Source organism: Zarconia sp. (assembly GCF_057467645.1).
In genome coordinates this window covers 16,181-29,565 of sequence record NZ_JBRJXU010000132.1, presented here as the reverse complement: position 1 = coordinate 29,565, position 13,385 = coordinate 16,181, and the positions used below count along the sequence as shown (strand labels likewise).

10 protein-coding genes and 1 other RNA gene are annotated in these 13,385 nt (G+C 54.2%); 3 read left to right on the top strand and 8 right to left on the bottom strand.

Annotation, left to right across the window (positions count from 1 at the left end; all coding sequences use genetic code 11):
• Positions 1 to 2: 2 nt before the first annotated feature.
• The 5 genes from AC2215_RS20315 to rplI form a co-directional block, all read right to left on the bottom strand.
• Entirely contained in the window at positions 3 to 764 is a 762-nt protein-coding gene (locus AC2215_RS20315; protein ID WP_486811830.1) for an ABC transporter ATP-binding protein, read from the bottom strand.
• A gap of 53 nt (positions 765 to 817) precedes the next feature.
• A complete protein-coding gene (gene cphA / locus AC2215_RS20310) occupies positions 818 to 3,448 on the bottom strand; it encodes a cyanophycin synthetase (RefSeq protein ID WP_486811829.1) in 2,631 nt (876 codons plus the stop codon).
• A gap of 399 nt (positions 3,449 to 3,847) precedes the next feature.
• A complete protein-coding gene (locus tag AC2215_RS20305; protein ID WP_486811828.1) occupies positions 3,848 to 4,675 on the bottom strand; it encodes a cyanophycinase in 828 nt (275 codons plus the stop codon).
• Positions 4,676 to 5,030: 355 nt separating this feature from the next.
• Positions 5,031 to 6,386 (bottom strand): replicative DNA helicase, encoded by a 1,356-nt coding sequence (gene dnaB, locus AC2215_RS20300; RefSeq protein ID WP_486811827.1) that lies wholly within the window; start codon positions 6,384 to 6,386, stop codon positions 5,031 to 5,033.
• Between the two features lie 329 nt (positions 6,387 to 6,715).
• Positions 6,716 to 7,174 carry a 50S ribosomal protein L9 gene (gene rplI / locus AC2215_RS20295; protein ID WP_486811826.1) on the bottom strand — a complete coding sequence of 153 codons (459 nt, stop codon included), beginning with the start codon at positions 7,172 to 7,174 and terminating at the stop codon, positions 6,716 to 6,718.
• A 51-nt stretch (positions 7,175 to 7,225) separates the two neighbouring features.
• Between rplI and AC2215_RS20290 the strand changes: the two genes are divergently transcribed.
• A complete protein-coding gene (locus AC2215_RS20290) occupies positions 7,226 to 7,489 on the top strand; it encodes a hypothetical protein (RefSeq protein WP_486811825.1) in 264 nt (87 codons plus the stop codon).
• A 1-nt stretch (position 7,490) separates the two neighbouring features.
• Here AC2215_RS20290 and ssrS read toward each other — a convergent pair.
• Positions 7,491 to 7,678, bottom strand: a non-coding RNA gene (ssrS, locus tag AC2215_RS20285) — 6S RNA.
• 538 nt (positions 7,679 to 8,216) lie between these two features.
• Between ssrS and rimM the strand changes: the two genes are divergently transcribed.
• Positions 8,217 to 8,894 carry a ribosome maturation factor RimM gene (gene rimM / locus AC2215_RS20280; RefSeq protein ID WP_486811824.1) on the top strand — a complete coding sequence of 226 codons (678 nt, stop codon included), beginning with the start codon at positions 8,217 to 8,219 and terminating at the stop codon, positions 8,892 to 8,894.
• Positions 8,895 to 9,030: 136 nt separating this feature from the next.
• On the opposite strand, the gene AC2215_RS20275 is transcribed toward rimM, so the two are convergent.
• Positions 9,031 to 10,305, bottom strand: a complete 1,275-nt coding sequence (locus AC2215_RS20275) for an MFS transporter (protein ID WP_486811823.1) — start codon at positions 10,303 to 10,305, stop codon at positions 9,031 to 9,033.
• Between the two features lie 213 nt (positions 10,306 to 10,518).
• Between AC2215_RS20275 and AC2215_RS20270 the strand changes: the two genes are divergently transcribed.
• Positions 10,519 to 11,748: a glycosyltransferase family 4 protein gene (locus tag AC2215_RS20270; RefSeq protein WP_486811822.1), complete on the top strand. Its 1,230-nt coding sequence runs from the start codon at positions 10,519 to 10,521 to the stop codon at positions 11,746 to 11,748.
• 12 nt (positions 11,749 to 11,760) lie between these two features.
• Here AC2215_RS20270 and AC2215_RS20265 read toward each other — a convergent pair whose 3' ends face one another.
• Positions 11,761 to 13,224, bottom strand: coding sequence for a DASH family cryptochrome (locus AC2215_RS20265; RefSeq protein WP_486811821.1), 1,464 nt, complete (start codon positions 13,222 to 13,224; stop codon positions 11,761 to 11,763).
• Positions 13,225 to 13,385: the final 161 nt, after the last annotated feature.

Here is a 13,385-nt window from a genome sequence, read left to right as displayed (position 1 = left end):
GGTTATCCAACTGCTTGATGCAAGTCCTCGGGGGTCAGATGCTTGTGAATCACGCAACCATCGCGGAACCAGACAATGCGTTGGGTGAGGCGAGCCACTTCCGGTTCGTGGGTCACCATGACGATCGTAATCCCGCTATTGTTGAGTTCGGTAAAAATAGCCATCACTTCCTGGGTGGTTTGGGTATCCAAAGCCCCCGTGGGTTCGTCGGCGAGTAACAACACCGGACGGTTGACGATCGCCCTAGCAATAGCAACCCGCTGCTGCTGCCCCCCCGATAGCTGATTGGGGCGGTTGTGGAGGCGGCTTTCCAATCCCACCCGCGTCAGCGCCACGGTGGCTCGTTCCCGCCGTTCGCCGTTGGGAATGCCAGCATACACCATTGGCAGCATCACGTTTTCCAGGGCCGTGAGCTGGGGGAGGAGGTGAAATTGCTGGAAGACGAAGCCTAACTTTTGATTGCGAATGCTGGCGAGTTCCCCGTCTGAGACATTCGCCACATCGACCCCGTCTAAGTAATAGTGACCGGCGGTCGGACGATCGAGGCAGCCGATGACGTTCATCGCCGTCGACTTGCCCGAACCAGACGGACCCATAATCGAGCAATATTCTCCGCTATCGATACGCAAGCTCACCCGATCGAGGGCGCGCACTTGAGTATTTCCCATCCCGTAGGTTTTGGAAATGCTATCGAGCTTGATAATACTGGGAGATTCGCTCTCGAAGGAAGAAGTGCGATCGGGGGATGTAACCGGAGGGACCATAACCAAGTGAGTGAGATGGACGGGGGAACCCAACACCGATCGCCAACGGGATTTTATCCTCGATCGCCAATGGGTTCTCGCTTCTCAATTATATCGATCGCCCGATTCACACTTTCGGGTAAAATCACCACCAAGCTGCCTTTACTGGCCCCATCAAGTCCCGTCTCAATCGCTTTGCGCTCGTCGAGAATCGATTCGTAACGGCATTGCGTCTCGATTTGTCCGATCCCCTTACAAATAAAGTCGGCCGCATCCCCTCGGGGACGACCTCGGGTATCGTCGTCTTCTTTAACGATAATCCGATCGAAAATCTCCGCCGCCAGTCGGCCGAGTTCGATAAAATCTTCGTCGCGGCGATCGCCGGGTCCGCCAATGATGCCGATCCGCTCGCCGGGCCAGTTGCGGACGAAATCTCCCAACGCCTTATAACTAGCCGCATTGTGGGCGTAATCCACCAGGGCGTGATACTCCCCTAAATCGAACAAATTCATCCGTCCGGGGGTTTGCTTGGTGGAGGCTTTAAAGGTGGCCAGGGCCGCTTGCATCTGCTCGATGGTGACTCCGCCGGCATAGGCGGCAACACTAGCGGCGAGGGCGTTGGCAATCATAAACGGAGCCATCCCCTTCAAGGTCACGGGAACATCCTCAGCTTTGGCGATTTGCAGGGTCTCATCGCGGGTGAGAATCGACAGGTAGCCCTCTTCATAGATAGCCGCTAACCCACCATTGCGGACGTGTTCCTTGACCCGTTCGTTATTGGGATTCATGGAAAAATACGCCACTTTGCCTCGCACGCGCTCGGCCATCTCCGCCACGAGGGGATCGTCGGCATTGAGGACGGCAACGCCATCGGGGGAAACGGTTTCAGCGACGACGGATTTGACGTGGGCCATTTGTTCGATGGTGTCGATATCTCCCAAACCGAGGTGATCGGCCGCGACGTTCAATACCACCCCCACATCGCACTCGGTAAAAGCCAGACCCGATCGAAGAATCCCCCCGCGGGCGCTTTCGAGGACGGCCACTTCCACGGTGGGATCTTGCAGGATGAGTTTGGCACTTTGGGGTCCGGTGTTATCTCCGGCTTCGGCGAGGTAATCGCCGATATAGGTGCCGTCGGTGGTGGTGTAGCCGATGGTTTTACCCGTTTCTCTGAAGATGTGGGCGATGAGCCGGGTGGTGGTAGTTTTACCGTTGGTGCCGGTAATGGCAACGATCGGAATGCGGCTCGAGGTTCCGGGGGGGAAGAGCATATCCATCACCGGTGCGGCGACGTTGCGCGGCGTTCCCCGGCTGGGATGGGTGTGCATCCGAAATCCCGGTGCGGCGTTGACTTCGACGATCACCCCGTCGGTTTCTGGCAAGGGTCGGGAAATATCGGTGGTCACCACGTCGATACCGGCGATATCCAAGCCGATGGTGCGGGCGGCGCGCCGGGCCAACCAAATATTTTCTGGGTGGATGTCATCGGTGCGATCGACGGAAATACCGCCCGTACTCAGGTTGGCCGTCGCCCGCAGGTAGCAGATTTCCCCGTCATCGAGAATGCTATCGACGGTGTATCCTTGACGTTCTAACCGGGCGAGGCTGATGCGATCGATTCTCAGACGGGTGAGGATGTTGTCGTGTCCTTCTCCCCGCCGGGGATCGCGGTTGGTTTGCTCTACCAATTCGGCAATCGTCGAGCGTCCGTCGCCAACCACGTGGGCGGGAACGCGCTCGGCCACGGCGACCACTTTGCCGTCCACGACCAAAATGCGATGGTCTCGACCGCGATAGTAACGCTCGACGATGACGGATTTGGTTTTCGATTCGCCGCTGGCGGCATCGTAGGCATCCTGGGCATCGTTCCAGGAGTTGATATCGATGGTAATACCCCGACCGTGATTGCCGTCGAGGGGTTTGATGACGATGGGATAGCCTCCGACTTCGTCAATGGCTTCTTCGAGTTCGTCGAGATAGTGAATGACGGTTCCCCGAGGAACGGGGATGCTGGCATTGTAGAGGACGCGCTTGGTGCCTTCTTTATCGCAGGCGAGTTCCACTGCGAGGATGCTGCTGAAATCGCTTAAGGTGGCTTGGATGCGCTTCTGGTTCGCGCCGTAGCCTAAGTGAATCATCGATCGCGCGGCGGATTCGCTCCAGGGAATGCCACGGGCTTCGGCTTCTTTGATGAGGGTTTCCGTACTCGGACCGAGGGCGGCTTCGTCTCGCAAATCTCGCAAATCCGATAAATCTTGGTTGAGTTCGGATTGGGGGTATTTTCCGGTCTCGACGATGCTCTGACACAAACGCACGGCAGCCCGGGCGGCGTAGCGTCCCGCTCGTTCGTCAATATATTCGAAGACGACGTTGTAGATGCCAGGGGTCGAGGTTTCTCGGGTGCGACCGAATCCCACGGACATTCCCGCGAGTTCTTGCAGTTCGAGGGCAACGTGTTCGACAATATGACCCATCATCGTCCCTTCCCGAACCCGGCTGAGGAAACCGCCGCGACAACCCGGAGAGCAGAAGTGTTCGAGCAAACTCGGAAGGGTTTCGGTCAATCCTTCGTAAAATCCGGGGATGCGATCGGAGGGCTTATCTGCTAAATCCTCTAAATCCAGACGCATGACGATGGATTTGTGGCGTCGAATACTCCAATAGTTCGGTCCGCGTAAGGTCTGGATTTTGAGTATCTTCATAATGGTATCTGAGGATAGAACGGAAGGTAATAAAAGTACGAACGCGGCGTGCGACTTAATGGCAATCCCCACCGAACAACCGAGTCTCGAAGGCACTTTCGCGACCCGCTCGCGATGCTCGAGACCGATGCAAGGTTAGGGGAGATTAAGTCGCACCACTACGGTATTAAGTTTAGTGTCAGACCGAGGGTTGCTCCCAAACTGTTCGTAGCGAACACCCAAAACCCTGTCGATGGGGACTCCGGTGGAGTCGCTACGAACTGAGAACCTCGATCGGACTGGAGAAGGAGGTGGAAGCTCTTGAATTGTTTTCGGCGCGATCGCAAATTGCGAACTCCTCAGTACGACTGGGGTTTCGCCCCCGAACCTCCTTTGGCGATCCTCGGCCACTCCCACCCCCTACACGGCAACTCGTTCTTCGGGCGGTACGATCTTGCGAGTATTGAGGTTGTAGCGATCGCTGTGGGTGAGGATGTGAACTTGCAAGCCGAATAAGCTTAAGGGATCGCTGGCGCTGACGTAAGGTTCGTTGGTATAGGAGAGTTCCCCGGGATCGATAATGGTCACGTTTCCTTTCCCCAGAACTTGAATCGTTCCGTCCCCTTCGTACATGGCGCAGGTATCCTCATCGATCCCGATGCCGATGCGATCGGGATGGCAGGCGACGGCACTGAGCAACCGGGCGATGCGATTGCGGTTATTGAAGTGCTGGTCGACAATCAGTTGGGGCAAAATTCCCAAACCGGTGGTCAAATCCACTAAAGAGCGATTGGGAGATTCCCCACTGCCCCCACCAGCAATCATGTGATGACCCATCACCGCCGCACCGGCGCTGGTTCCGGCGAGGACGATCTGACCGAGTTGGACTTGGAGAAGGATTTTTTCCATCAGGGGGGTATCGGCGAGCAAGCCACACAGCCGCAGCTGGTCGCCTCCAGTCATGAAAACGCCCGTGCAGCCTTCGAGGTAGGTTTGCCAAATGGGATCTTCACCCTGGGAGCGCTCGCGAATATCTAGCACTTGGACGGCTTTAGCGCCCATGTCTTCAAAAATGTAGCGATATCGATCTGCGATCGCGACGGGTTCGCGCGAAGCGGAGGGAATAATGGCAATCCGCCCATCCCTTCCCCCGGAACGATTGAAGAACGTCTGTAAAATTTCCCTTCCGTGAACTTTATCTTCTGCGCCACCAATGACTAGAATTGTTGTTTTAAGAGATTGAGGCATCCTCTTTGTACGATTGAGGTTGGGCATCGGGTGTAGATAGCGCGGTTCTCATAGTAGAATCCTACGCACCACACTGCAAACCGTTGTTTTTTTGCGCAACAATGGGCAGCTTAATTTTTTTACTTTTTTGAGGGGGGAATTGTCAAGGGGTTGCAATCAATATTTAACTGTGGGTGGGGTGTTAGGCATTAGACGTCTGGTGGAAAAGGGTTAAAGGTTAAGGGTTAAGGGGGAAAGGCAGAAGAAATTCATAACTTCGGTATAAAAATTGATTTTATTTTTGATTTCTACCAGATGTCTATTGATGAAAATCGCCCCTTTCCAAATTCCGAATTCCGTGCTTCCGAATTCCCCATCATCCTCGACGGGCATTGGCGAGATTGCGGAAGCGGGTGTATTGGGGATCGAAGAGTAGCTTCACCACCCCCGTGGGGCCGTTGCGATGTTTGGTAACGATCAGTTCGGTAACGCCGCGATCGGGACTCTCGGGATTGTAATATTCGTCGCGATAGACCATCAAGACCAAATCCGCATCTTGTTCGATCGAACCGCTTTCTCGCAAATCCGAGAGCATCGGGCGCTTGTTGTTGCGGGCTTCTACGCCGCGACTGAGCTGAGAGAGGGAAATCACCGGGACTTTAAGTTCTCGGGCCATCCCCTTGAGGGCACGGGTAATTCGGGAGAGTTCTTGAACCCGGTTATCGCTGCCGTCTCCGTCCATTAACTGCAAGTAGTCGAGAACGATCGCCCCTAATTCTCCCCCGCAGTCGGATTTAAGGCGACGGGTTTTCGATCGCATCTCCGTGACGGTGATATTGGCCGTATCGTCAATATAAATGGGGAGTTCCGAGAGGCATCCGATGGCGCGACTCAGGGGTTCCCACTCATTTTGGCTGATGCGTCCGGCGCGCAGGCGATTGCTTTCAATCCCGGCTTCGGCGGCGAGCAATCGCTGAACCAGTTGCTCTTTGGACATTTCCAAGCTGAAGATCGCCACGGGCATTCGATAGTTCGCGGCGATTCGGTGGGCGATATTGAGGGCGATCGCCGTTTTGCCCATGGACGGTCGGCCGGCGATAATCACTAAGTCCGAGCGCTGAAACCCTCCGGTCATGGCATCGAGATCGTAGAAGTCCGATTTTAACCCCGGTGACGCTTGACCTTCATTGCGAATTTCAATTTCTTGAAAAGTTTGTACTAAAGTATTCTCGATCGCCACTAAGTCTTGTTTGGGACGCTTTTGGGTAATGCCGAAAACCTTTTGTTCTGCCCGATCGAGCACGGTTTCGAGTTTAGTGGCCGATTCGTAACCGAGTTGGTAGATTTCATTCCCCGCTTGAATGAGTTGGCGGCGCAGGTACTTATCCATCACCAAGGCGGCGTAGCGATCGATATTCACCGCCGATACAGTGCGATCGACTAACTGGGCGAGTTTGCTCTGTCCGCCCACTTTTTCGAGCAGCTCGCGATCGCGCAACCAGGTGGTAACGCTAATTAAATCCGTTGGGGCCCCGCGATCGTGGAGGGATTTGGTCGCTTTGTAGATTTCCTGGTGGGCGCTGATATAAAAGGCATCAGCATGGAGGATTTCCGCAACCCGACTGATGGCTTCGGGATCGAGTAGGATACCGCCGAGAATTGATTCTTCCGCCTCGATATTCTGAGGGGGCAGGCGATCGGCGTACGTTTGAAAGTTAAGTTCTCGAACCATATTTGACCTGTCATCTCCATGCTTGGGGCATTCTCATGCCCCAAGCTGACAATTGAATTTTGCTTATCCCACCGACACTTCCGAACACCCAAGCTTTACCCCACGTATCACCTGGGTTCGGATTTCAAGTTCTCGAAAGGTTCGATCGAGATATATGAAATTGTAGACCGCCAAGGGCGGTCTTGGAGTCGCAAATCTAAATTGCTCGGCACGGAGTCAACGTACGCTTGAGAGATGTAACCGGTCCCATCGAAGATACGAGATCGCTCTTAACCTCAATTCAAACCGTCGATCGCCACGATCGATTACCGTCGATTGTCAGGGGGCGATTACAAGGGGGCAACGTGGATTTCGATTTCGGCAGTGACGTTGGCGTGGAGCTTCACCTGAGCCTTGTAGAAGCCGGTTTTGCTAATTTCGGGAAGGGTGACGCCGCGTCGATCGATTTCCTGATTCGTAGATGCTTGAATGGCTTCGACCACTTCGCGATCGGTGACGGTTCCGAAAATCGCATCCCCTTCGCCCACCTGCTTTCTAATCGTAAAGCGTCCGATGGTTTCGAGGGCTTGCTTGCGAGAAGCTGCCTCCTGTTCGATGGCGGCTAAGCGATCGACTTCTTGCTGTTTGCGACGTTCGACTAATCTAAGGATACCGGGAGTGGTGCGGACTGCGAGGTTTTTCGGAATCAGGTAGTTGCGAGCGTATCCCGGCGCAACTTCTACGATTTCTCCCGATTTGCCCAGTTTGCGGACATCTTCATTTAAAAGTAATTGAATGCGTTTTGCCATGAGTATTACCGTTTTCGCGCGCTCTTCGGTTATTCGTCGTTCCGTTCGATCGTGCGTTGCCAGGACTTGCACGGGGAGTTGGGGCCCGATAACCGGATTAAAGACGAAAAATTAATTACAATTTGGTCAGAATTTCTATACTACGTCGAGAAGGGTGCGATCGCAACCCAACCCTATCGGTTTGAGGGCATGGGGCATTCATCACGCACCGTTGAGAATAAGGAGGTTCCCATTTGTGCCTCTCCCCAGCCTCCTCTACTGCCGAAAAATACGTTAAAGCCTCCCCCATCTGCAGATAAGGGAGGCAATTGTTGAAAGACTTACCGCAACACCGTTTTACCTCAGTTTTTGACCTGCATATATTCAGGTGGGTGCCTTTGCCCTAGCTTAAAGTTTCCGGGTACTTGCCCGGTTTACTGCCACCGTGAGCGTATGTGGTTCCCATATACAGGATGATTGTAGATCTAAAAACACTATTGGCAGTCACCAATGTCGCAGCTCGATCTGACTGTTCCATTGTACCGACTTATTTGGGATTTGCCACCGATCGATGGGAATGGGGAATGACGCCACGTGCAACTTGTACGGGCTAAAACCTGACAACACGGGGGGAAGGGGGAAGGGGAAAAGGGGGATGTTTCGACTCACTCACCATCCTTTCGAGCGCCTAAAGTTACACGCCGCGTGAATAGGGAATGGGCATTGGTGAAAGGTTAAGGCTGTATTCACGTTGTCAACAGCCGAGTAATCTACCGAAAACCTGGACTTGGGGGGTCTCCCCCCAAACTGAAGGGTGAGGGAGGCGTAGAGTCCCTCACCCTTCAGTCGACCGAATTAAAATCGTGGAAACGTATAGCCGAACAGGAATCTAGCTATTCTATCCTCCGATCGAAGGACGTTAAAATCCCCCGATCGGGTGAGGCGAATTCGGGGCCAATCCATCTACTATTACAAATAACAACTGAACTCTATACGTCCCCCACCCCCAAAGTGGGGTATTTTTTTGTCTGAGAAGGTTTGATGTATTGCAAGGAGTCCGCCGATGCCCGACGAAGAATCTCAATCCATTCAATGGTTGGAAATTGGTAAGATCGTCTCTCCCCAAGGATTGCGCGGTCAGTTGAGAGTGTACCCGAATTCGGATTTTCCCGAACGCTTCGAGGTTCCGGGAAACCGCTGGTTGCAGCGTCAAGGCGCGCAACATCCCGAAGAAGTGGAGTTGCTAGAAGGACGAGAGATTCCGGGGAAAAAGTTGTACGTGGTGACTCTGGCGGGGGTAGAAACTCGGGAGGCCGCCGAAGCGTTGCGCGGTGCGATGCTGCTGGTTCGGGAAGACGATCGCCTCGAACTCGATCCCGAGGAGTATCACGTTCTCGATATCGTTGGGTTGGCCGTCTTTCACCGACAAACGGGCGATCGGTTGGGAACGGTGGTAGACGTGATGAGTGCCGGACACGATTTGTTGAAAGTCAAACTCGATCGGGCGGTTGTCGAGGCGATGGCGGCGATGTCTCTCGAAGATGAAAACCCACCCGATGGCGAAGAGGGTTCGTCGAAGTCCGGACGCAAGAAGCGCAAATCCAAAAAGAAGAAAGCCCCGTCCGATACGGTTCTGATTCCCTTTGTTTGGGATATCGTTCCCGCGATCGATTTGGAAAACCAACGCATCGAAATCGAACCCCCACCGGGATTACTCGATCTGCGCTTTGATTCGAGGTAAGCATTAGACCTCTAGAGGAAAAGGGTTAAGGGGGAAGGGTTAAGGGGGAAAACCAGAAGAAATTTATGACTCAACCATAAATATCGATCGGATTTTTGATTTCGACCAGATGTCTATTCAGCGATAAGCACTCAAATCAATTCAGGTCGATCGCCCCTTTCATCTGACGCTGGAGATAGCCCAGAATCGTCCCGGCAATGCTGGCCGAACCGAGCAGGATTAACCAAAAGTTGGAGCCGACGGCATCGGGTCGATCGAGGGCAAAACCTCCCAAAATCGGTCCGATGAGAAATCCGATCGCCCAACATTCCGATTCCAGGGCGAAATAAATGCCTCGCAACCGCAGGGGGGCCATGTCTCCCACCAAGGATACGGCAATCGGGGCGTAGAGATTTTCGGCAATGGCGATCGCGGTAAACGCACCCACGGCAAACAGCCACGCATCCCCCGGCATTCTCCCGGTGACCCAAAATAGAACAAATCCGCCACACCACAGTATCAGGGCAACAAACAACACCGTCAGGTGACTCAGGGGTTTGACGGCGCGGGTGATGGGAAGCTGAAGCAGGATTTTGAGGAAGGCGTGCCACCCGAAGAAGTAGCTAATCCAGGCTTCGGAAAATCCCATTTCGCTGTTGCCACCGGGTACGAAGTTAGCCAGATATAGGGGTAGGGTGCTGCCCAACTGAGCGGCGTAGGTGGTAAAAAATACGTTCGCAATCAAAAACGTCACCAAATGACGATCGCTCAGGGCTTGCCACCAATCTTGGAGGAGATTGCGGGTTTGGGTTTGCGGCTGTCGGGTTTCGGCGATCGCGGCGTAAATGACGAGGCTAAATAAAAGATAGGTCACCCCTTTGCCGATAAACAAGGCACGATAGCTGCCCGACATCGCCAGATACTGCCCCGCCAGCAGCGCCCCCAGACCCAACCCGAGATTATCCACCAGTCGCGTTACGGCAAAGGCTTCCGCGCGATCGTCCGTCGTCGTCAAATCGGTGGTCACCGCCAGGGTTGCCGGCCAATAGAGACTAATCCCGAGTCCCAGCAACAGGTTCCCCACCACCAGTAACTCGAAGGTATCGGCAAATGCCAGAAAAAAACAGGCGATCGCCGTCAGCACCGCTGCAAGCAAGAGCGTCCCCCGTCGCCCGAAGCGATCGGAATCGATGGCATTCCCCGCGAAAAACCGCCCGAGAGTCCCTGAAAGACCGCTACTGCTGAGGGCCAATCCGACTTGCGTGGCAGAGAAACCCAACTCGTTGACAAAGTAAATGGAAGCGTAGACGAGGGTGAACCCCTGACCGATGAATAGTAGTAGTTGACCGGTGGCGAGAATCCAAATTTCTCGTTTGAGATGGGGCAACCAAGCCAAGAATGGACGGACTGTTTCTGGCGGGGTGGGTTTCAAAGTGCGATCGATGGTGATGTTCCTTTGGTACTGTAGCGGATTTGGGGTGTGGGGAATGGGGAATGGGGTGTGGGGTGTAGGGTGTGGGGTATGGGGAGAAACGGGGGAAATTTAAGCCCCCGAAGCCTCCGAAGCCTCCGAAGCCCCCAAACTCCTTGTTCCCAAAAGTCGTGCTAGAACGGAGGCATCAGCCCCCAGACCCGCGCGATCGATATGAATATTGTGATGATTTCCTCGACGTTTCCCTACCCACCCACTTTAGGGGGAACGGAGATTCGCACCTTCAATTTGCTCAAATATCTGCGCCAGCGTCATTCCATCACCCTCGTCACTCAACCCTACAAGGGGATTCCCGAAGCGGATATCGAAGCCCTCAGAAGTTGGGTGGATGAGTTGGTGATGTTTCCCCTACCCGAAGACGAACCGGCGCAAGCGGGTATCAGTAACTGGGTGGCGAAGGGGGGGCGTTTTCTCCAATCCATTGCCAGTGCTACTCCACCGAACGTCTTGCACCGCTACTCGCCGCAACTGCAAGCTTGGCTGGACGATCGAGTGAATTCCGGCAACTGCGATGCTATTACCTGCGAGCATAGCGTCAATACTATCTACGTGCGCCCGCAATATGCCAATCGCGTCAAATCGGTGGTCAACGTTCACAGTTCCATCTATTGGGGAACGCGGAACTTCCTACAAATGGGAGCATCGGAAAATTCCCTGCGCGATCGCCTCTACCTCTCCACCCTCTATCGCTACGAAAAGAACTACTGCGAGCAATTCGATCGCATTGTCGTCACCACTCCCGACGATCGCACCCAACTGCACAAACTCAACCCCAACGCCCGCATCGATATTATTCCCAACGGCGTTGATTTAGAACTGTTTCCCTTCCGAACTACCGATCCGGGGGGGCATCAGCTCATCTTCGTCGGGGCGATGCACTACACCCACAATATCGATGCAGTTCGGTTTTTCGTCCTCCAGGTGATGCCTACATTGCGAGAACGCTACCCCGATGCCACTTTTAATATCGTCGGCAGCCGTCCCACAGAAGAAGTGGTGGCATTGGGCGATCGTCCTGGCGTTGTCGTCACCGGTCGCGTCCCGTCGATGGTAGAGTACTTGCATCGATCGACTGTCTGCGTACTACCGTTGCAAACCGGATTCGGGATTAAGAATAAAACCCTAGAAGCGATGGCCGCTGGAGTTCCCGTGGTGGGGAGCGATCGCGCTTTAGAAGGGTTGGCGGCTGACGAACCGGGCAAACCCCCCATCGCCCTGCGCGCCAATACCGTCGCAGAATACATTGAGGCGATCGGTCGGTTGTTTGACGATGCCCCATTGCGGATGGAATTGGCGAAAAATGCCCGAGTCCCGATCGAATCGGAGTTTACTTGGGAGCGATCGGGGCAGGATTACGAACGGGTCATTCTTGGGGAGGAGTAAGGGAGTGGTCGGTTAATACTCAATTCCGGCGTTGTACATTCGCTCGTTGGCACGCACCGACTGCATGAAATCTACCACGGGATTCGGGTAATCTACTCCCAATCGCAGGTTAAACCGCTTTTGTTCCACCGGCTGCAACTTCGAGGGTTCGTGAACTTTACTTGCGGGAACATCCGCCAATTCCGGCAGCCAATGCTTCACGTAATCCCCGTTTCGATCGTAATCTTTCGATTGCTTGGCGATGTTGAAATAGCGGAACCCGCGTGCGTCGTTGCCCACCCCAGCGGTGTAGTTCCAGTTACCCCAATTGCTGCACACATCGTAGTCCACTAGCAGCGACTCGAACCATTCGGCCCCCATCTGCCAGTTGATGCCCAGATTTTTGGTGAGGAAACTGGCGACGTTTTGCCGGCCGCGATTGGACATAAACCCGGTGGCAGCGAGTTCGCGCATATTGGCATCCACGAGGGGGTAGCCGGTTTTTCCATCCTGCCACAGGGCAAACCGTTCCCAATCTTCTTTCCACTTCATCCGCAGTCCCCGCAACCCCGACAGACGGAAGACGCGGGTTTTGTGTTTGGCGCAGATGAAGCGGAAATAGTCCCGCCACAGTAACTCGAACACCAGCCAGTAGGTGGAATTATTGGCGATCCGATCGCGCTCGTATTCCTTCACCTGCTCGTAAATATAGCGCGGAGAGAGGCAACCCAGCGCCAGCCAGGGGGAAAATTTAGAGGAATAATCCGCGCCCAGCATTCCGTTACGGGTTTCCTTGTATACTCGAAGGCGATCGCCTTCCCAAAAATACGCCCGCAGGCGATCGAATCCCGCCGTTTCTCCCCCCCGGAACCGCATCACGGCGCGATCGTCATCTCGGGGGACTTCGAGTCCCAAATCTTCGATATCCGGAATCGTCCCAACCTCCACATCTGGTAGGGTTGGCAGTTCTTTCGGCGCGGGGAAGGCGGGATCGATGGTGGCATTTTTCTCCACCCGCTTGCGAAACTGAGTAAAAACTTCGGGAATCTGGGTCAGATCGAAGGGCAAGTTCTCGGGATGGTACAACGTTGCCCCCCACCACGATCGCATCTTAATTCCCAGGGGTTTGAGCGCCCGACGCAAGGCTTTCTCGACACTCACTTCTTCGGCAGTGACCTCCCGATGGTAATATACCGCGTCGATGTTGAGTTGCTCGGCTAACTGGGGGATAATCGTTTCCGGTTCGCCGCGACGGACGATTAAATCGCTGCCGAGAGATTGCAGGCGCGATCGCAAATCGGTCAGACTTTCGAGGAGAAATCGGGCGCGGAACGCCCCAGTTTTAGGAAACCCAAAAGAGGTTTCACCGAAGTGACGGGGGTCTAAGCAGTATACAGGAACAATTTGCGCCCCGGCGGCGATCGCCTCGTGAAGCGGTTCGCTATCGTGCAATCGCAGATCGTTTCGATACCACAGTAAAATTCGTTGTTGACTCACGATCGAAAATTTATCCCCGCACAGTGCAGATTTGCCTTTGTCATAGTAGAATACACAAGTACAAAGTCAAAGGTTATCCGACTGAGGGCAAACTTCTCTGACGCTAATTCGGCTAGCGAATATTGAGAAAGTTTGGGAGGACTTCATCAAATCGAGTCAAT

What these genes read in the sequence shown, in the direction of transcription:
- AC2215_RS20270 (WP_486811822.1), top strand. Translation starts at nt 10,519, where the DNA reads ATGAATATTGTGATGATTTCCTCGACGTTTCCCTACCCACCCACTTTA.
- rimM (WP_486811824.1), top strand. Translation starts at nt 8,217, where the DNA reads ATGCCCGACGAAGAATCTCAATCCATTCAATGGTTGGAAATTGGTAAG.
- AC2215_RS20305 (WP_486811828.1), bottom strand. Translation starts at nt 4,675, where the DNA reads ATGCCTCAATCTCTTAAAACAACAATTCTAGTCATTGGTGGCGCAGAA.
- dnaB (WP_486811827.1), bottom strand. Translation starts at nt 6,386, where the DNA reads ATGGTTCGAGAACTTAACTTTCAAACGTACGCCGATCGCCTGCCCCCT.
- rplI (WP_486811826.1), bottom strand. Translation starts at nt 7,174, where the DNA reads ATGGCAAAACGCATTCAATTACTTTTAAATGAAGATGTCCGCAAACTG.
- AC2215_RS20315 (WP_486811830.1), bottom strand. Translation starts at nt 764, where the DNA reads ATGGTCCCTCCGGTTACATCCCCCGATCGCACTTCTTCCTTCGAGAGC.
- cphA (WP_486811829.1), bottom strand. Translation starts at nt 3,448, where the DNA reads ATGAAGATACTCAAAATCCAGACCTTACGCGGACCGAACTATTGGAGT.